This window comes from Mangrovimonas sp. DI 80, assembly GCF_001975575.1.
In the GTDB taxonomy this organism is placed as follows: domain Bacteria; phylum Bacteroidota; class Bacteroidia; order Flavobacteriales; family Flavobacteriaceae; genus Mangrovimonas_A; species Mangrovimonas_A xylaniphaga.
Genome location: NZ_MSDT01000006.1, coordinates 180,517 through 199,131, shown reverse-complemented (window position 1 = coordinate 199,131; position 18,615 = coordinate 180,517). Strand labels below are relative to the sequence as shown.

Sequence of the window (18,615 nt, the reverse complement as noted above, 5' to 3'; positions counted from 1 at the left end):
TGGTTTTTTTTGAATTGCTTCTACTATTTATTTTATCCAATACATTTTTGTAAAACTTGTTTTTTATACCTTTGTCCCAATGGAAAAAGAGACTACAATTTTTGGGATTAGAGCTGTTATTGAAGCGATTAAATCTGGGGAGAACATCGATAAGATTTTCATCCAAAAAGGACTACGAGGAGATTTGTTTTCAGAATTGGAACAACTTCTAAAAAAAGAGCGTTTAAACACCTCCTACGTTCCTATTGAAAAGCTCAATAGACTCTCAAATAAAAACCATCAAGGGGTCATTGCCCAAATTGCACCAATTACTTTTTACGACTTGGAAGAGTTGGTAATGGAAGTGATGGAATCTGGTAAAACACCTCTTTTCCTCCTACTCGACCAACTTAGCGACGTCCGCAATTTTGGAGCCATTGTGAGAACAGCAGAATGCACGGGCGTTTCCGGAATCATAATTCAAAAGAAAGGTGGCGCACCAGTAAATGGTGACACCGTAAAAACCAGTGCTGGGGCTATTTTTAAAATGCCTATTTGCAAGGTTGACCACATTAAGGATGCCGTTTTCTATATGCAAGCATCGGGAATTAAAGTCATTGCTGCGACTGAAAAAACAGACCAAACCCTTTACGATATTTCTTTTACGGAACCTTGTGCCATTATCATGGGATCTGAAGGAAAGGGCATCAACCCTTCGGTGTTGAGTGTTGTAGACGAAAAAGCTAAACTTCCTATTTTGGGAGAGATTGAATCTCTAAATGTTTCCGTAGCTTGTGGTGCTTTTTTATATGAAGCTATTCGCCAAAGACGTTAATCTTCGGCCGGACTTTCTTTAAAATCGTAAACTATCTTTACCTGACTTTCCTGTTGCAAATTGTTTTGATTTTCTTCAGATTCATCTAGTTCGTCCTTTAGTTCGATGAAATTACCATTTTCATCAAAATGTTTCAAAAAAGGGTCATCATCCTCGTTATAATCTGGTTGCTGCCATACATAACGTTCTGGCTTCGCAATGGTTTTTCTGAATAGCAACGCAAACAAAAAGCCTGTAATCAAACCTGCCAAATGTCCTTCCCAGGACATCCCCCTCTCTCCCGGAAATACATACCAAATCATACTCCCGTATAAAAAAACAACCAGAAAGGAAAGTGCCACCAACCTATAATACTTGGCAAAAATACCCTTAAAGAATATAAAACTCACCAATACATATATTAAACCACTAGCTCCAATATGGTTGGCTGGTCGCCCAATACACCAGGTAATGAATCCCGACAGTATGATTCCATATAACAGTACTTTCCAAGCTATTTTTCGGTAGAAATAGAACAAGGACATGGACAATACCAAAAGCGGAATACTGTTGTGGTACAGATGTTTGATATCGGAATGGATAAACGGACTGAACAACACACCCCGAAGTCCCTTTAACGTTAACGGATACACCCCAAAGTTTTTAATACCGTGAAAAAATCGCACTTGAAGCCAAAATACAATCCAAATCGCCAGCACCATAAAAATAGGATAAGCGACAACTCCGGTAGAATATTTAAATTGTTGTGAATTGTCCATATTTAAATTTAGAATATTCTTGTCAAAATACTAACCATTTATAAGTTTAATGAAATATTGTCATCTTTATTATTCATATAAATTGAAAAATTGAATCGCAATCAGCCTACAAACTTGCCTCTCAATTTTGTAATTTTACCCTATGAATGAACCCTTAGCAGAACGACTCAGGCCCAAGCACCTTAAAGACTACCTTAGCCAAACCCATTTGGTTGGCGAACAAGGTTCTCTATCGCAACAATTAAGAAATGGTGTCATCCCCTCCATGATTTTTTGGGGACCTCCCGGCACTGGAAAAACCACTTTAGCCAATATCATTGCGAATGAATCTGGGCGTCCTTTTTACACCTTGAGTGCCATTAGCTCGGGAGTTAAGGATGTGAGAGATGTTATTGAAAAGGCCAAGCAAAGTGGAGGTTTATTTACAACCAAAAATCCAATCTTGTTTATTGATGAGATCCACAGGTTTAGTAAATCGCAACAAGATTCCCTGTTACAAGCTGTAGAAAAAGGCTGGGTAACTCTTATTGGCGCGACTACGGAAAACCCGAGTTTTGAAGTGATTCCTGCACTTATTTCTCGCTGTCAGGTTTATGTATTGAATTCCTTCAGCAAAGAGGATTTGGAAGCACTTCTCAACAGAGCCATCCAAGAAGATGACATCCTATCTACAAAGAACATTAAACTAAAGGAAACCGAGGCTTTAATAAGGCTCTCAGGAGGTGATGGCCGAAAGCTTCTCAATATTTTTGAGCTTATAGTCTCTTCATTTGAAGAAGACCAGGACATTGTGATCACCAATGACGATGTCTTTAAAAAAGTGCAGAACAATACGGTTCGTTATGACAAAACAGGCGAACAACATTACGACATTATTTCTGCCTTTATAAAATCCATAAGGGGAAGCGATCCCAATGCTGCTGTATATTGGTTGGCAAGAATGATTGAAGGCGGTGAAGATGTTAAATTCATTGCACGCCGACTTCTTATTTTAGCCAGTGAAGATATTGGCAATGCCAACCCCACTGCCCTTGTCATTGCCAATAATTCTTTTCAGGCTGTTTCCACAATTGGCTATCCAGAATCCCGCATAATTTTAAGTCAGTGTGCTATTTATTTGGCCACCTCTCCAAAAAGTAATGCTTCCTATCAAGCCATAGGCAAAGCGCAACAACTGGTAAGACAAACGGGAGATTTGTCGGTGCCATTATCCATAAGAAATGCACCAACCAAACTCATGAAGGAGCTAGGTTACGGGGAAGATTACAAGTATGCACATAGTTACGAGAACAACTTCGCTCCTCAGGAATTTCTACCGGACGAAATTAAAAATACGAGGCTCTACGAACCAGGAAACAATGCAAGGGAACAATCGCAACGTGAGTTTTTAAAACAGCGTTGGAAAGACAAATACGGCTATTAAAACTTAATATTTAAGGTTTTAGCACTTACTGATGCGCCATCGTTATGGGAATAGTACCAAGTACCGTTTTCCTTGTATACAATAGCATCGCTACCTTTTACCACAAAAACATCTGCTTTGGAAGTTTCCAAAAGAATCATCACAACCTTTGGAGTTCTATCTACCAATTGATACCCTTTATCCAAAGCCTGCGCATACAAGGTTTCAGTTTCCGTAACTGATGAAGGAGCAGGTTTAATAGTATTGCTCACCGAAGCCGAGGCTGCTACAACCGTGGTATTTTCTTTTACTGTATTTGAAGTAATTGGAGCGGCTTCTGTTACCGGCATGACTGATTGACTTGCCCCAGACACTGGCTCATAGGCATAGTCCATAAACTGAAAAGTTTCAAAAGCATCTCTCAAGGCCATTGTATAAGCTTTCCCATATTCCTTTTCCCTAGACTCCCCTTCTTTGGATGACTGTATAAGTTTTCCGTCGCAATTCTTTAAATCTATCTGCAATTTCGTCTTGAAAAGCCCTCCTTTTATTTGGGTAACATTGGCATACAAAGCCAAACACCTGTTGGACTGTAAATCTGCGGGAAGTGTTTCATTGTTGAAAAAGGCCGTATAACCATATTTATTAAAAAGGAACTTAGTCAATGAATTTAATTGATATTCATCGTTTGCCTTTAGGAATTCATATTTCGTTGGAACGATGATATATTTATAGTTGTTTACAGCATCCTGTGCAAAGCTTCCAATTGAGAACAAGCTTATCGATACCAACAATAAAAGACGTTTATAAAAGTTCATTGTATTTCTTTTTTTAATTATAGGCTTATTTAATATAGCCTAAAGATAGTTTTTTAATTGAATAAGATGTGTTACTTGTTTTACAGATTCTTCAACGTTCTCGTTTCTACAGTTAAAAAAAATGGCATCCAATCCAACTTCCATGGCGCCTTGTACATCCGCTTCGAAACTATCCCCTACCATAATACTCTCTTCAGGCCTGGCATTGGCTTCGTTTAGGGCAAACTTAAAGATTTCGGGATTGGGCTTCTTCACTCCTACCACTTCCGCATTGGTCATAGTTTTGAAAAAATGGCCCATTTTGGAACCATCCATCTTTTTGTTTTGGGCTTCCTTAAAACCATTGGTAATGATATGCAGTTCATAATTTGGCTTTAAATAATCCAAAATTTCCAAAGCCCCTTCGTACACGTGATTGAACGTGGTTAAATAGGTGATGTAGTCAAGTGAAAGTTGCAAAATAAGTTCATCCGAAGCTTCAAATTCTATGCTATCAAACGTGTCACGCAACCTGCCGTAGCGCAACTTTTCTTTGTCCACCTTTTCATGTCTATAGAGTTTCCAATAGTTTCGGTTCACTTCGTTATACACATTTAAAAAACTATCCAATGGCGCCTTTACATTATGGATTTGGAAGATCTTTTCAAAGGTCAATGCAGAGTTTCTATCAAAATCCCAAAGGGTATGATCCAAATCAAAAAATACGTGCCTGATTTTATGAAGCTTCATTTACAGAATCCAAAACAATATTAAACAATTCCCTAAATCCTTTCCATCTATGGTTCTCACTAAACGTATAGTTATGGAAAATGGGCGTAAAGGTACCGTTTACTTTTTGCACACTCTTAATCAACCGCTGTAATTCTTCTTTTTTATCTAAAAGAGACTGCTTTTTTAACAGTGCAAAATCAATAAAATGAAAGGAATTAATCTGCAGAGGCGTTTGGATTTCATAATCCAAATCGTAAAACTGAAATGGCGTACAGGTACTTGCCCTAAAACCTAATTCGTTAATATACCCCATGGTAAAATCCTGAGTCACTTCCAACTCTATCAAACTTCTGTAAGTTTCTGGCAGATTGATTTTTGAAAACGAATTACGAGATGCTTCCAAATTATAGTTGGTGATAGCTACCATTTTGGCCTTTTCCTTCTTCAAAACGTCCTTGTTATCCAAAGCAAAATAAGAAACCTTAAGCCCTACCTTACAATAGTCTGCCACCGATTTGATGAGAGCCACAAACTTTTTCTTGTTCACATTGATATTCTTATCATAAGTAGAAAAATCACCTATCAAGAAAAACACCATGAATTTATCCTTAAACTGTTTTTGGCGGTTAATGATCCATTTGAAATTATCGTAGGGATCCCTTTGAAACCCAAAAATCACCAAAAACCGGGTATAGACACTTTTCAGTTTAAAACGAAACAAATCGCTCATTGTTCCTCCAATAGTCCTCAACAACCCTTTTTGTTTGTAGTAATAGGCCATTGGCACATCTATCACAGGTTGTACTTTATACTTCTTTTCAGGAAATTGAAACTCCTTAAATTGCTCTTGGATTACAGCCTTGAATTTATAGGCCCAAATATCGATAACCGGTTGATTGAGAAACCCATTTTTATAGGCCAGACTTTCCTTGGCCACAAACCTCCCATAAGGATCTTTAACATGAGGCATATACTCCTCATAACGGCACAACAAATAAAATGCTGCAGCAAAAATATCGAACGGCAAACTGCTTTTATCACTGGTTGTAAAAAAGCATTTGGTATCGTCCCACTCCATCACGTTAATTTCCACATCGCTCAGCCCCTGCTCAAACAACAACTCATGACTTCTTATAAAAATTTCATTGCCCAAAGGTTGTTTGGTATACGACATTTTAATGTCCTCATGGGCAATAAACTCTTCAATAGTAGTAGTAAACCCAACAGGAATTCCCAAAATCCTAGTGCAGATATGCTTGAAAGTATAAGTTAAACGCGGGGTTATTTTATGGGTATAGACTAATAGCATAGATAGTATTGGAAGGTCTCAACCAGTGTTGTCAATCAAAAATAAGAAATTCCGAAAGTCCACCGATAGCATCTCCCTATAAATTTAATTTCACAGGATGCCGTCATCGGCGAAACTAAAATAAGCTCTTTCGGTAATGATTAAATGATCCAACACTTTTATATCCAAACTAGAACTTGCCTGCTTTAATTTTTGGGTGATTTGTTTATCGGCTTCACTAGCCACTAAAGTTCCAGAAGGATGATTGTGAACTAAAATAAGTCCTGTAGCTCCCACTTGGAGCGCTGTTTTCAAAACCAATCGCACATCAACAAGAGTTCCTGTAATCCCGCCTTTGCTCAACAAATTTTTCTGAATTACCTTATTTGAATTATTGAGATAAAGTATCCAAAACTCTTCATGGGGCAACTCACCCACAATGGGCTGCATAAGTTCAAACACCGAAGCACTGGAGAGTATTTTTTGTTTTTCCAAGGCTTCCTCCCCTCTTCGTCTTCTCCCCAATTCCATAGCCGCAACAATGCTAATGGCTTTGGCCTCACCAATCCCTTTGAACTCCATAAGCTGAGTAATACTCAATTTTCCAAGGTCATTCAGATTGTTATCTACACTTGCCAAAATACGTTTACAGAGTTCCACAGCACTTTCACTTCTACTTCCCGAACCTATTAAAATAGCAAGCAATTCAGCATCGCTCAATACCGATTTTCCTTTGTCTCGTAATTTTTCTCGGGGCTGGTCGTCTTGTGACCAATTTTTAATGGAGAATGATGGCTGGTTATTCTGCATAAATAAAACTTAAGGGTTAGTGTTCCTTAAATTTACATAAAGTAAATCAAACTTTTAGGCATATTAAATTTTGCCTGACATTCTTTGAAATCCTTTTTATTGTAAATTTACCCGATACCATTTAAACCTTATTATGAAATCCCTTTTTGACACTTCAGCACATACAGAACTTCTAGAGCGAATAGAAAACATTCAAGAAAATAGTATTCCGCTTTGGGGAGAAATGAATGCCGCAAAAATGTTTGCACACTGTTGCGGTCCTTTAAAAGTGTCGTTGGGGAAGCTTGAATTGGAAAAACCGAATTTTATGATGAAGTTTATGTTGTCATTTTTCAGAACTTCCCTTTACGATGACAAACCTTGGAAAAAAGGCCTACCAACCACCAAGGAATACAAAATTACCCAAGACACCAATTTCGGCAATTCCAAAAAAGAACTGATAGACCTCATCAACGAATTCCACGCTAAAAAGGACCAAACCACTTGGCCTGTGCACCCCTATTTTGGATCTTTTACCCCCGAACAATGGGGCATGATGCAGTATAAACATTTAGATCATCACTTTACCCAATTTGGAGTATAACGTTTTTATGGCCTATCCTCCAAAAACATATCAGGACAGCTCTTTACCTCATTTGCTTGAAGTTGTAAAAGAATATCCTTTGGCGACGGTAATTTCTGTAGAAAACAACCGCCCAATAGTCACTCATATCCCATTGGTCTATAAAGAAAGTAAACTCATTGGCCATTTGGACAAACAAAATCCACAAGCCGAACTTCTAAAAAACAATCAGCCCGTAACCGCTATTTTTTCAGGACCACAGGCCTACATATCGCCCAGCAATTTTGAGTCGGAACAATTGCCAACATGGAATTATATTTTTGTTCATATTCAAGGAAATGCCATTGAAATTTCAGATGCAAATGCCATCAAGGACTCCATGGTAGCCATGACCCATTTTTTAGAAGCTCCAGACCATAAATACATTTTGGAACAGGACAATCCAAGGATGGAGCAACTTATCAACTACGTGAGTGGTTTTGAGATAGACATTACCCATTGGGAGGGCAAATTCAAACTTTCGCAGGACAAACCTCATCAAGAATTTGTACAGGCCAAAGAAGCGCTTATCACTGAAAACCAAAAGAGCATTCAAGAGTTTTTGGGAAAAATTCTATGATAAGTGTCCTTAGTTGACTTTCATACAAAAGGAAGCAAAATATCACCAAAACAACTATAAATCAGACAAATAAAATAGTATATTAGCTATGTAAGTCCATGGCCAATATTTATGTTTAAAATTTCCTCGCACATATATAAAACTATTGTATTTCTTGCGCTGCTTACATTTCCTATCCTTACCATTGGACAGATTTTGGATACGGAAATCCCCAATGTTATATCAGATTCCATAAAGACAAAAACGCCAAAGGTCATTCCGCTTACCCATATAATCGAAGGGATAGAAGTTACCAACAAAGAGATTTCGAGCATCAATAAAAAAATCAACAAGGACAGAAAGATTACAGAAATAGATTCGATGTTCCCCATTTATGAGGAGTTTTTAAAAATCCAGAAGGAGGAGGTTAACAAATTTATCAAAGCCGATCCCAACCGTGAAAAAATAGACAATCTCATAATTATGTGGGAAGGCTACGGCGAATATTTGGAAATCTGGCAATCTGAAGTCAATGAATTTGAAGAACGCAACTCTAGGCTTTACGAAACTATAGCTCCCGCAGAAACTACATGGAATTTAACCTATGACAATGCCCTGGAGGAAAATGCCCCTCCAGAGATTTTAAACAATATTGTAGCCATTAGGGATAGCGTCATAAAACTCAAAGAAATCATTCTGAAAAACAACAATGACTTTTTGAGTATGGAATCCAGGATCAATGTAGAAATAAATGAAATTGAAGAAGTCATCGAAGAACTGACCTCTCTAAAAGATTCCGAAGTTTACAACTTATTCTATCAACGCCTTGAGCCAATTTGGACAACTTCCTTTAGTAAAATTTGGGAACGCTCCGGCACCAACAACATAGATTCGGTTAAAAAAAGTACTTTGGGCACTTTCGATTTTGTAAAGAACCTTAAAAGATCGCTTCCTCTTTTTGTGATTTTGGTGGCCCTAATTACACTTTTGGTTCTCTATTTAAAAAAAGCATTTACAACCTATCCCTTCACCGATGAGAATGCCGATTTACAACATGCCAAAGATGTTCTCACGGAGCATTATCTGGCAACCATTTTCTTCATTACGTTTCTGTTGGCCAGGTTCTATTTTGTACCGGCTCCAAAATTATTCTTGGATATCTTGACACTGCTCTCCTTGTTCTCAGCAATTTCTCTGGTTAAACCACTAATGTACAAACGTTTTAAAAAACTTATTTATTTTGCAATATTCTTTTATGTGTTCGACTCCATTAAAACCTATGTCTGGTTCAATGCAGAACAATATAGGCTTTATACATTTATAGAAGCTGCTTTGGTTATAGTGGTATTATTTTCATTCACCAATCCATATGTAGATACAAAAAAAATGAAAATGGGGACTTTTGGTATATTTCTCTTAAAACTTACCCCTTTGCTTTACGTTTTGTGTGGTATTTCCATACTTGCCAATATAATTGGATATATCAACCTAACCGATTTAACCTTAAAAATTAGTACTAGAAGTGGTGTGTTCATCATTTTGTTCTATTCCCTATTAATTATTTGCAATGCCATTTTATTAAGCGTGGTCCATAGGCATTTTTGTGTACAACCATCTTTTGATCCTGAGCTAAAACTGCTAACAGAAAAGAAAGTACTTAAGTTCAATAGAGTAACTATCATTATCATTTGGGGATTGGTTTTTTTAAAAATGATAGATCAATTAGCCCCTATCCTAACTTATTTTACAGACACCTCCAGTGAACCCTATAAGTTTGGAAATTTGTCATTCACCCCAAATGAAGTCCTATCATTTCTATTAGTATTATTCATCTCTTTTGCGCTCACCCGAATCATATCCTTTCTTATTAATGATGATCAAGGAATTTTAAGAGTGTTTAAACTTCCTAAAGGAATTCCTGCTGCAATATCTCTGGTAATAAGATACCTGATTATTGGTTTTGGAATCATTTTAGCCTTATCATCCTTGGGAATCGACTTGAGCAAATTTAACCTTATGGCCGGAGCTTTAGGATTGGGGATCGGTTTTGGTTTACAAACCGTTATTTCCAATTTTGTTTCAGGGTTGATCCTGGTCTTCGAACGCCCCATTTTACAAGGAGACACCGTTGAAGTTGACAACCTCTTGGGAACCGTGAATCGAATTGGAGTGAGATCTTCCACCATTACTACTTTTGATGGCGCCGAAGTGATTGTGCCAAACAATAGCCTAATTTCAAACGATCTCATTAACTGGACACTTTCCGACAATACCAAGAGAGTGGAAATCATAGTTGGAACGTCCTATAACTCGGACCCCAATGAGGTCCTAAAAATTTTATATGATGTTGCTATCAACTACGAGGATACTCTAAAAACACCAACACCCCAAGCCTTATTTGTTGATTTTGGTGATAGCTCACTAAATTTCACCTTAAGGTTTTGGGTACATTATGAAAACTGGCTACAAGCAAGAAGTGATGTCTCTATTGAAATATATAACCAGTTCAAAGAGGAAGATATAGAAATTCCGTTCCCACAACGTGATATCCATGTAAAAAATATTCCCGAGATTGTTTCCAATTATAAAACGCCGCCACCTCATGATCCACCAGATACCGAAACCAATATAGACGACACTGAGATTCCGAAAGTGGTGATTCCAATTGAGCACAGAGATCCAGGACACGATTTAGAAGTAGAGGAAAAGGAAAGTGAAGCAAACGATGACCAAGAACCAAACAATGACAACCAATAAACCCAATATATCATGAAACAGGTTACTGTATATTCAGCAAAATCGGATGTTAAAGCCATGGCAATAAAAAATTTGTTAGCCGACAACGATATTTCCTTTACCGAAATTGATAAGAGAGATACCTCTTATGCCAATCTTTTCGGAAATATTGAAATTTCAGTTGATGAAACCGATGCTGAAAAAGCTCAATCACTTATTGAAGAGCTTCAGTTTGAGGAATAATAATCTATAAAAAAGAAGTCTACTGGATCTTTGTTATTTCCCCAATAGACTTCTTTTCGTTGAATAAAAATTTAATTTACAGCTCCAAGTTCTTTCTTCTTAGTAAAATTTTAGCGTAGTCTCTACTCAAATCATCTCCATAATCTCGATAGGCACGTTGGGCCCACTCCAAAGCCAATTCGGTATCTCCTAACACTTCATAAGCCACCGCAATATTTAAAGCGGCTCTTCCGGCCGATTTACTACCAAAATCGTTAACGATATTTTTCCAAATTTCTATGGCGTCATTCCATTTGGCAACTTCGGCAGAGCGCCACCCCATTTCAAATTGTCGTTTATCAGCGCCTTTTCCCTTTTTGTACATGTCTCGTTTCACTCTATAATAACTTGGCAAAAACCTAGATACATAATCTTGTCCAGCTGCATAAGCAGTCTCATGAAGGGCATTCAACGGAGGTAAACCATTTATTAAATTGAAATCCATAAAATAGGTTTGCTGAAAATGGTCTGAAATAGTTTGGTTAGCGGGATCATAAAGTCTCCAATAACTCCTCACATCAATTCGTGCTTGGGTTGGGAATCTTGCACTAGGTTTTCCAGTTGTAATCACAGCATTTACTTGATCTGCTACAGCGGACCTCAGCAGATCGGAATTAGAATCGAAAGTTTCCAATACCAACAACATATCGGCATTGGCAGTATTACAGATTCGTGATACCTGCTCCCAACTTAATCTATCAGGAGTTTGACGTGTTCCAGTACCAAACATTCTAAGCGTGTCCGGGATAATAATCTTTAAATGACTGTTATTCTGTAAACCATCAAACACACCTTTAATGGCTTCGTCAGAAGCTAACTTATCTGAACCCGCTATTTCACCTGTGGTGATAGCTTCAATAGCTTCAGAATTTTTGTCTTCTTCCTTTGTAAGAGAGCGGTTCACTACAACAATATCGTTGACATTATCTGGTAACGACACCACTGGAGCTTGGGGATAATTTAAGCGGACATACCCATACTTACTGCATGACGTAAAGCTCAACAACACCATTGCCAAGCCAAAAAAGTAGATTTTTTTCATAAAAATCGATTTAGTGCTGCTATGCAATTAACAATAAATATGCCATTTTTTGAAGAAAAACTGTACCTACCAAATACAGTTGAAGCTCCAATCCAAGGTTTTACGCTTGGTTTGAAGCTTCAAAAAATATTATTCAAAAAAAAGGTTATCTAAAAATCGAACTGGTAAGTTGCTCCTCCAAGAATCTGTAAGCCTTGTACTGGATAATGCATCCAACGTTCGTAATCCTGATTGAAAAGGTTATTCCCTTTAAGGAAAATAGATAGTTTTTCATTCACTCTATAACCAGCATGCAAGTTGACATCAAAATAGCCATCAAGCGTTCTGGTTTCTTCAATTGGTAAGATCAAAGTACCCTCTTCATAGAACACATCCTTACGCTCTCCTACATAGAACAAGCTAGCGCCTGCAAACCATTGTTCAGTAATTTGATAATCCGCGAACAAAGAGGCCTTAAGTTCTGGAAGGTTCCAAGCCTCGTCTTGATTATTCGTATTATACATAAAATATGCGGCCTTTGCTCCAAGATTAAAATTTCTATTGATGTCTACGCTAAGCTCCCCTTCAAAAGAAAAGGTTTTAACATCGTCATAGACAACTCCAAAAGAGTTTCCATATTGGTAATCTTCAGTGGCTTCTCCCAATACGCTATTCGCCTTAAAAAGCGCCTTATTTCTATCGGCCGTATAATTTCCACTAACGCTATACCCAATAGTATTGGTCAATTTACCTTTCACCCCTAAAGTAGCATTGTACTGTTGGTCTGTTGGTACCACCAATAAGGTTGGCGACACAAATGGATTTTCCATTGCAAAATCCTCGTACGAATTTTGTATCAAGCGGCCTTCAATGCCTCCAAATGCAATCATCAACTCATCTACCAAACGGTAAGATCCCGTAATATTTGGATAGATATACAGTTTATTGTCACCATCTTTTGTATTGTTTAAATACACCAATCCAATCCCCAAATTAAGGGTTAAATCATCCTGCACCAACTGATAGCTAGGCGCCAATCCTACATTGAAATTCCCGTATTCCAATTTATCCTCGGAATAATAATTTCTCTCAAAAGCACCTCCCAAATAATCTACGGTTACTTCTGTTTTAATGGTTTCGTCCATTACAGGAATACCAAAAGTTCCTTTTACCAACAAACGGTTTTCACCAGAGCCTTTGTTATCACCGAAATGTCTAAAACGCAAACTAGCCTCTTCTGCTATGGCATCATCAAAAGTGATTTTACCTCCTACATTGGCATTGTAAAACGCATGCTTTACATTTAAATCGTTGGCAGTAGTTCCATCAAAATATGGTTGCAGCAATCCATACCAATTATAGGTCAGGAATTTTCCTCCTCCATCAACGCGCCAAGTATAATCGCGCTGTCTTTGGGTAAAATTGGCGTGAAGGTGGGTATTTGAAAATTTATCATCCAATAGCAACCCATCGATGCCTCCTTGAGACGAATGGTGACTAAAATACCCACCAACCGTTTCAGTATTACTCAATTTATGGTTTAGATACACTTCCCCTAAAATAGTCGTATAGGTCCCTAACCCCAAAGATGCATAGTTGTCATATAACTTTACAGATTTGGTCTTTGCCACAGCCTCCGCCTTCCCTTTGGCAGGCGTAAAAGTAGAGGCCACAGGAATGGAGAAAATATTGTATTTCACCTCTTTTTTGGTGGCGGTGGTTTTATCATCCAAAGTAGGTTCTTCCTTTATTTTAAAGGCATCGGAAATAGTAGGTGTATATGGTTTTACTACAGTTACCACTTGGGTATCGATGGTATCATTGGTCTGTTTACGCTCCTGCGCATAGGTTTGACATACGGTTCCCGTAAAGGCCGTAAGTACTATATATTTAAATTGCTTGAACATGAATATCTATTATTTGTTTTGAGGGAAAAATTAGTTGCCTGGTTCTGAAATTACTGATGAATTGGTCTTGGCCTGTTCGGTTTTGATTTTGTTCAATTCCTCTTGGGCTTCTTGCACAACATCATCAAACTCTACAAAGTTCTTGGTAACACTTTCCAAAATATAAGTGGCTTGGAAAGCATCATCCAAAGCATAGAAGTTTTTGGCCATGATCACCAAACCTTTAGCACTGTAATACTTGTAACTGGAGTAATCTTTGGCCAACTGTTGAACCGTTGCGTTGGAAGCTTCAAACTGCCCTTCCTTGTTTTTGAAATAGGCATTATAATAAAGTGCCTCTGCCGCCAAGGAACCTGTTGCAATCTTTTCAACATTGGCATAGGCCGTTTTAGCCTTGGCTTCATCCCTAGTTTTAATAGCCGAACGTGCAATAATAATCTGGGCATCACTTTTCACCTTATTGTCAATTTTAGAATTCGACAATACCTTTTCGGCATAGCTTACCGCTTCGGAATACTTTTCCTGCTTGTAGTACGCATTCATTAAGTTGGATTGCGCATAGGTGATATTTTGAGGATAATCGGCTTCTGTTTCCAAACGCTTCAACAGCGGAATGGCCTCATCCAATTGAGAGGTATTCAAATAAATTTCAGAAAGCTTTACCATAGCCTGCTCCGTGTATTCATTTTTCGGTTTGTCCACCACATATTCATAATGAGATTGGGCATTTTCTGGTAAATCCTTTTTGGTATACAGTTCTGCCAAATAGAAATGTGATTTCAAGGCGTGGATACCATTAGGAAATTCCGTCAAGTATGTATTGAATTGCTTGATGGCTTTTTCAGAATTATTATCCAAATACTGCTTTTCGGCAGCTAAGTATGAAGTGTTGTCCAACTCGGCATCGGAAACATCAATATAATCTAGAGTTCTTACCCATTCAGCATATTCGTCCACACGTCCCAAATCGATATAAATCAAACGCGCTGTGGCGACTGCTTGCACCGCCTCTTCTGAATTTGGAAAATCTTTGGCAACTGTTTTAAACTTGGTCAAGGCTCTATTGTTGTCATTGGTATTGTAGTAAGACAATCCCTGACGCAATAATGATTTCGAAACGAAAACCGAGTTTTTGTATTCTGAATTCAATCGGTCATACATAACCATGGCTTTGTCAGTTTCACCTGCCTTTACATAAGAATTAGCCAATTCATAAATAGCATCGTCGCGTAACGCCGATTTAGGATAGCTATTGATAAAAGCATTGAGCTCCTGGATTTTTTTGGAACCTTGTCCTAAATAACCATAACTCATCGCCTTTTGAAAAAACGGATAATCCGATTCCAAAACTTTTAAGGCAATGGCTTTATCATAAGCAGCAATGGCATTGCTGTAATCGCTGGACACGAAATAACCGTCACCAAGTCTTAGGTAAGCGTCGTTCACCCTTAATTTGTCCTCTTTATTTGCATTGATAAATTCTTGAAAATGCTCTGTAGACTTCGGATAATTTTTCAGTTTGAAATAGGTATAGGCCAAGTTATAGTCTATATGCTCCATTTCAGGCACATTGTTGGCCTCTGCCTGCTGCAAAAACTGCTTAAAGCCAATAAGTGCATCGTTGAAATTATTTAGCAAGTAATCTGTTTCCGCCTTCCAGTAAATAGCCCTAGCGGTGAACACAGGGTCTTTAGCCTCTTGAGCTGAATTGGAAAACATATCTTTTGCTTCGTTATACTTAACCTCGTTATACATTTCAATTCCGCGGTAAAAGGTCACTTTTTGATACGCTACCCTATTTTCGAAACTTCGCTTTCCTTTTAACAGCTCCAAAGCCTCTTCGTAATTTTTTGAAGTAATGTAAGAGTCTATCAATAAAGTCTCCACCTCTTCCTTATAAGCCGTATTAGGATACTTTTCCAAATAACCTGTCAATACCTGCGGCACGGATTGGTACGGGTTTCCAATTTCGTAACTGATCTTGGCATAATTCAACCAAGCATCTTCCTGAATTTTCAAATCGAAATCCATTTGAGATGCATTTCTGAAAGCATTCAAGGCTTCCTGCTTTTTATCCAAATTGATGTAACTTTCTCCTAAATGATAATAGGCATTTTGCGCCACACTGTTTGTTCCGTCTATAATTTTATTGAATTCTGAAATGGCACTTTCAAAATCATTTTGCTTGTAATAGGCATAGCCCAACTGATAGTAATCTGTATTTGTCCACTTGCCTTTTTTGCCTTTATAAGCCTTCAAATAAGTAATAGCTTGGTCATATTGTCCTAAATTGAAATAACTCTCCCCAATGATTTTGGAAAGGTCGGATACTTCATCACGGTTACCTTTTGCCATTTGGGCTTTGGCTAGTTCAATTGCTTTTTCAAAGTTTCCTAATTTGAAATTTAAATCCGCTTGGTAATAGGAAAGTTTTTCTTTGTAACCTTCTTGATCGCTAACTTGCTCGAAGTATTCATTGGCGGTATCATAATCATCCCCTTCATAAGCCATATAACCAATATAATACTTGGCCTGTGATCCATACGTTTTTGAATTGACCACACGGTTCAAATACTTTTGGGCTTCCACTTCTTCTTTGGTTGAATACAATGAATATCCATAGTTAAAATAGAAACGATCACGCTCTGTACGAGAAATGCTGTTTTCTTCCACACGCTCGTACCACTTGCGTGCATACGAATATTTACCGTTGGCAAAATAGTAATCGGCTACATCCAAAAAAGCCGTATTGCGTTTGGTGCTCGTTGGGTAATTGTCCACAAACTGCTGCATTAAAAAATCAGCATTCTTTTGGTTCAATCGTACCGCACAATTGGCGATGTAATAGGCACAATCCGACTCCACCTGCTCATTATCGGCCTGGTCCTTAACCTGATCGAATAATGTTTGGGATGCTTGGTATTGTTTGTTATTGTAAAGTGTGAGGGCTTTTTGGTAATCCACCAAATCGTTGGTGTAAATTGAAGATTCCTGTGCTTGTATATAAACGTTTAGCATCGCAAAGCTTGCTAAAGTGATTATTTTTTTGTGAGCCATTAAGTTCGTTTTTTTGATGTTCAAAGATAAATGAATCCTTATACTATAACGACGGATTTTACGTATAATTATAAACGGATTTATTAAAAATTACATTTACAAAAAGAAGCTAAACCCTTACACTTTTGAATACTTACAATTTTTTGTTTGACGAATTCAAGTTGACATTCAGCCCATAGACTTTGAAAAACATAAAATTTGAATTTTGAATTTTAAAACAATACATTTACAACGCTTAAAAAATACCCCACTACAAGATGTCCGAAATGGTTTTACAATTAAAAGACGCCTCCATTTTCCAAGGTGAAAACATGGTCCTCAGCAATGTGAATTTTGAAATGCACAAGGGTGATTTTGTGTATTTAATTGGAAAAACCGGGAGCGGAAAAAGTAGTTTTATGAAAACCCTTTACGGGGATTTGGAACTTACCAAAGGAGAAGGTTCCATCGTGGATTTTGATTTAAGAAAGCTAAAGGAAAAGGACATTCCTTTTCTACGTCGCAAGCTTGGAATTGTATTTCAGGATTTCAAATTACTACCGGATAGAACCATCAATGGCAATCTGGAATTCGTTTTAAAAGCAACTGGCTGGAAAAACAAAAACGAAATCACCGAACGCATCGAGAAGGTATTGGACAAAGTGGGTATGAAGACCAAAGGGTTTAAATTTCCACATGAGCTTTCTGGAGGGGAACAACAACGCATTGCCATTGCAAGGGCCTTATTGAACGAACCAGAACTCATCCTTGCCGATGAGCCTACTGGAAACCTAGATCCTCAAACCAGCATTGAGGTAATGGAAGTGCTGCGTGAAATCAACAAAAATGGCAATACCATCCTTATGGCTACACACGACTATGCCTTGCTTTTGAAATACCCAAGCAAGACCCTAAAATGTGACGAGAATAAGGTGTTTGAAGTGGTACAGCGCAGGGGGTAATTATTGAGATTTCACCTCACTACTTCTTATAGATGTGAGGATTCTTCCTCACCCCTTTCTTGAACAATTTTCGCAGCATCATTCTTAAATTGGAATCTACATCCAATACAATATTTGTGAACTTATTTTCTGGTCTTCCCTTGAACTTAGTGACATGGAATTTATCTGTAGTTTTCAGGGGCGTATCACTGAAAAAATAATTCGAAATGCAACATCTGCTCATATCTACCATCACTTTATTTACTGAGTGCCAAGAAGTGTCATGAGTGGCCATAACAACCAGCCTGTTAAACTTGCTCTCTACAACTAAAGGCTCCTTTTTTGGTCCATTTGGCCAAAGTTCTAAATGACCCCCAAAGTCAGTTTGCCAATCTGGAGTTACATAATATAATAAGTTGAATACTCTCCAACGCTCTCTTTCGGCATCATGTGAATTATCTAGATGAGGGTGTAAAAAATTGTTTTGAGCCATTAAGGATATACCCCCAGCATACAAAGAGTCATCCGCAAATAGTGAAGGAGCGCTACAGATTTCCCCTATCAACTCCACAATATTTTTTTCTTGAAATGCGTAAATAACTTTCTCCAAAAGGGGATTGTGCTGGTTCATCTGGGCAGATACATGCTTATATTCCCTTAAGCTCTTCAACTCTCTCATTTCCGAAGAATCAGGAAACACATCATAGCATTGTTTAGCTAGCTCTTCTGGCAACAAATCATCGATATAAAAATATCCAATTCCAGACTTCGTGCTATTATAGCACGACATAAGATGTTCCTTTTCGCTATTTATTTTATCGTAAATTAATTTAGAAATATCGCTTGATGAAAGAGCTTCCATTAAAAGTATTTTAAAAACATCGCAATTTACACCTTTTCACAAAAAGCCCTGTGAGATGGATTAAAAAAT

General features: G+C 37.8%; 16 protein-coding genes. 7 read left to right on the top strand and 9 right to left on the bottom strand.

The window, feature by feature from the left end:
• The first annotated feature begins 79 nt into the window (after positions 1–79).
• Positions 80–814 carry a 23S rRNA (guanosine(2251)-2'-O)-methyltransferase RlmB gene (gene rlmB, locus BKM32_RS12790; protein WP_076664153.1) on the top strand — a complete coding sequence of 245 codons (735 nt, stop codon included), beginning with the start codon at positions 80–82 and terminating at the stop codon, positions 812–814.
• On the opposite strand, the gene BKM32_RS12785 is transcribed toward rlmB, so the two are convergent.
• Positions 811–1,572 (bottom strand): rhomboid family intramembrane serine protease, encoded by a 762-nt coding sequence (locus tag BKM32_RS12785; RefSeq protein WP_076664152.1) that lies wholly within the window; start codon positions 1,570–1,572, stop codon positions 811–813. The two genes, rlmB and BKM32_RS12785, sit on opposite strands and share 4 nt — an antisense overlap.
• A gap of 142 nt (positions 1,573–1,714) precedes the next feature.
• On the opposite strand from BKM32_RS12785, the gene BKM32_RS12780 reads away from it, so the two are divergent.
• Positions 1,715–2,995: a replication-associated recombination protein A gene (locus BKM32_RS12780; protein WP_076664151.1), complete on the top strand. Its 1,281-nt coding sequence runs from the start codon at positions 1,715–1,717 to the stop codon at positions 2,993–2,995.
• Here the strand turns inward: BKM32_RS12780 and BKM32_RS12775 are convergent.
• The 4 genes from BKM32_RS12775 to radC all read right to left on the bottom strand — a co-directional run bounded on the left by BKM32_RS12775 (position 2,992) and on the right by radC (position 6,601).
• Positions 2,992–3,792: a hypothetical protein gene (locus BKM32_RS12775; protein WP_076664150.1), complete on the bottom strand. Its 801-nt coding sequence runs from the start codon at positions 3,790–3,792 to the stop codon at positions 2,992–2,994. The genes BKM32_RS12780 and BKM32_RS12775 overlap by 4 nt on opposite strands.
• Before the next feature lie 39 nt (positions 3,793–3,831).
• Entirely contained in the window at positions 3,832–4,521 is a 690-nt protein-coding gene (locus BKM32_RS12770; protein ID WP_076664149.1) for a YjjG family noncanonical pyrimidine nucleotidase, read from the bottom strand.
• Entirely contained in the window at positions 4,508–5,812 is a 1,305-nt protein-coding gene (locus BKM32_RS12765) for a polysaccharide deacetylase family protein (protein ID WP_076664148.1), read from the bottom strand. The genes BKM32_RS12770 and BKM32_RS12765 overlap by 14 nt, the downstream gene beginning before the upstream one ends.
• 90 nt (positions 5,813–5,902) lie before the next feature.
• Complete coding sequence (radC, locus tag BKM32_RS12760) at positions 5,903–6,601, bottom strand: DNA repair protein RadC (RefSeq protein WP_053975759.1); 699 nt, start codon at positions 6,599–6,601, stop codon at positions 5,903–5,905.
• Between the two features lie 133 nt (positions 6,602–6,734).
• Between radC and BKM32_RS12755 the strand changes: the two genes are divergently transcribed.
• The 4 genes from BKM32_RS12755 to BKM32_RS12740 all read left to right on the top strand — a co-directional run bounded on the left by BKM32_RS12755 (position 6,735) and on the right by BKM32_RS12740 (position 10,740).
• Positions 6,735–7,184: a DUF1569 domain-containing protein gene (locus BKM32_RS12755; protein WP_076664147.1), complete on the top strand. Its 450-nt coding sequence runs from the start codon at positions 6,735–6,737 to the stop codon at positions 7,182–7,184.
• Between the two features lie 7 nt (positions 7,185–7,191).
• Positions 7,192–7,782 carry an FMN-binding negative transcriptional regulator gene (locus tag BKM32_RS12750; RefSeq protein WP_076664146.1) on the top strand — a complete coding sequence of 197 codons (591 nt, stop codon included), beginning with the start codon at positions 7,192–7,194 and terminating at the stop codon, positions 7,780–7,782.
• A gap of 111 nt (positions 7,783–7,893) precedes the next feature.
• Complete coding sequence (locus BKM32_RS12745) at positions 7,894–10,518, top strand: mechanosensitive ion channel family protein (protein WP_076664145.1); 2,625 nt, start codon at positions 7,894–7,896, stop codon at positions 10,516–10,518.
• A gap of 12 nt (positions 10,519–10,530) precedes the next feature.
• On the top strand, positions 10,531–10,740 hold the full coding sequence (locus BKM32_RS12740) for a putative signal transducing protein (RefSeq protein ID WP_076664144.1): 210 nt from the start codon (positions 10,531–10,533) through the stop codon (positions 10,738–10,740).
• 76 nt (positions 10,741–10,816) lie between these two features.
• Here the strand turns inward: BKM32_RS12740 and BKM32_RS12735 are convergent, their stop codons facing one another.
• The 3 genes from BKM32_RS12735 to BKM32_RS12725 form a co-directional block, all read right to left on the bottom strand.
• Entirely contained in the window at positions 10,817–11,821 is a 1,005-nt protein-coding gene (locus tag BKM32_RS12735; RefSeq protein ID WP_076664143.1) for a DUF6340 family protein, read from the bottom strand.
• Between the two features lie 149 nt (positions 11,822–11,970).
• The gene (locus BKM32_RS12730) at positions 11,971–13,707 is read right to left on the bottom strand and encodes a TonB-dependent receptor domain-containing protein (RefSeq protein ID WP_076664142.1); all 1,737 of its coding nucleotides are present in this window, start codon (positions 13,705–13,707) and stop codon (positions 11,971–11,973) included.
• A 30-nt stretch (positions 13,708–13,737) separates the two neighbouring features.
• Entirely contained in the window at positions 13,738–16,764 is a 3,027-nt protein-coding gene (locus BKM32_RS12725; protein WP_076664141.1) for a tetratricopeptide repeat protein, read from the bottom strand.
• Between the two features lie 257 nt (positions 16,765–17,021).
• Between BKM32_RS12725 and BKM32_RS12720 the strand changes: the two genes are divergently transcribed.
• Complete coding sequence (locus BKM32_RS12720; RefSeq protein ID WP_076664140.1) at positions 17,022–17,705, top strand: cell division ATP-binding protein FtsE; 684 nt, start codon at positions 17,022–17,024, stop codon at positions 17,703–17,705.
• Positions 17,706–17,724: 19 nt separating this feature from the next.
• Here the strand turns inward: BKM32_RS12720 and BKM32_RS12715 are convergent, their stop codons facing one another.
• Complete coding sequence (locus tag BKM32_RS12715) at positions 17,725–18,546, bottom strand: 2OG-Fe(II) oxygenase (RefSeq protein WP_076664139.1); 822 nt, start codon at positions 18,544–18,546, stop codon at positions 17,725–17,727.
• Between the last annotated feature and the right edge of the window lie 69 nt (positions 18,547–18,615).

Bases quoted from the DNA above. Each gene is read 5' to 3' on its own strand.
- BKM32_RS12770 (WP_076664149.1), bottom strand. From the start codon at position 4,521: ATGAAGCTTCATAAAATCAGGCACGTATTTTTTGATTTGGATCATACC.
- BKM32_RS12715 (WP_076664139.1), bottom strand. From the start codon at position 18,546: ATGGAAGCTCTTTCATCAAGCGATATTTCTAAATTAATTTACGATAAA.
- BKM32_RS12740 (WP_076664144.1), top strand. From the start codon at position 10,531: ATGAAACAGGTTACTGTATATTCAGCAAAATCGGATGTTAAAGCCATG.
- BKM32_RS12750 (WP_076664146.1), top strand. From the start codon at position 7,192: ATGGCCTATCCTCCAAAAACATATCAGGACAGCTCTTTACCTCATTTG.
- BKM32_RS12775 (WP_076664150.1), bottom strand. From the start codon at position 3,792: ATGAACTTTTATAAACGTCTTTTATTGTTGGTATCGATAAGCTTGTTC.
- BKM32_RS12780 (WP_076664151.1), top strand. From the start codon at position 1,715: ATGAATGAACCCTTAGCAGAACGACTCAGGCCCAAGCACCTTAAAGAC.
- BKM32_RS12725 (WP_076664141.1), bottom strand. From the start codon at position 16,764: ATGGCTCACAAAAAAATAATCACTTTAGCAAGCTTTGCGATGCTAAAC.
- BKM32_RS12765 (WP_076664148.1), bottom strand. From the start codon at position 5,812: ATGCTATTAGTCTATACCCATAAAATAACCCCGCGTTTAACTTATACT.
- BKM32_RS12735 (WP_076664143.1), bottom strand. From the start codon at position 11,821: ATGAAAAAAATCTACTTTTTTGGCTTGGCAATGGTGTTGTTGAGCTTT.
- rlmB (WP_076664153.1), top strand. From the start codon at position 80: ATGGAAAAAGAGACTACAATTTTTGGGATTAGAGCTGTTATTGAAGCG.
- radC (WP_053975759.1), bottom strand. From the start codon at position 6,601: ATGCAGAATAACCAGCCATCATTCTCCATTAAAAATTGGTCACAAGAC.
- BKM32_RS12720 (WP_076664140.1), top strand. From the start codon at position 17,022: ATGTCCGAAATGGTTTTACAATTAAAAGACGCCTCCATTTTCCAAGGT.
- BKM32_RS12730 (WP_076664142.1), bottom strand. From the start codon at position 13,707: ATGTTCAAGCAATTTAAATATATAGTACTTACGGCCTTTACGGGAACC.
- BKM32_RS12755 (WP_076664147.1), top strand. From the start codon at position 6,735: ATGAAATCCCTTTTTGACACTTCAGCACATACAGAACTTCTAGAGCGA.
- BKM32_RS12745 (WP_076664145.1), top strand. From the start codon at position 7,894: ATGTTTAAAATTTCCTCGCACATATATAAAACTATTGTATTTCTTGCG.
- BKM32_RS12785 (WP_076664152.1), bottom strand. From the start codon at position 1,572: ATGGACAATTCACAACAATTTAAATATTCTACCGGAGTTGTCGCTTAT.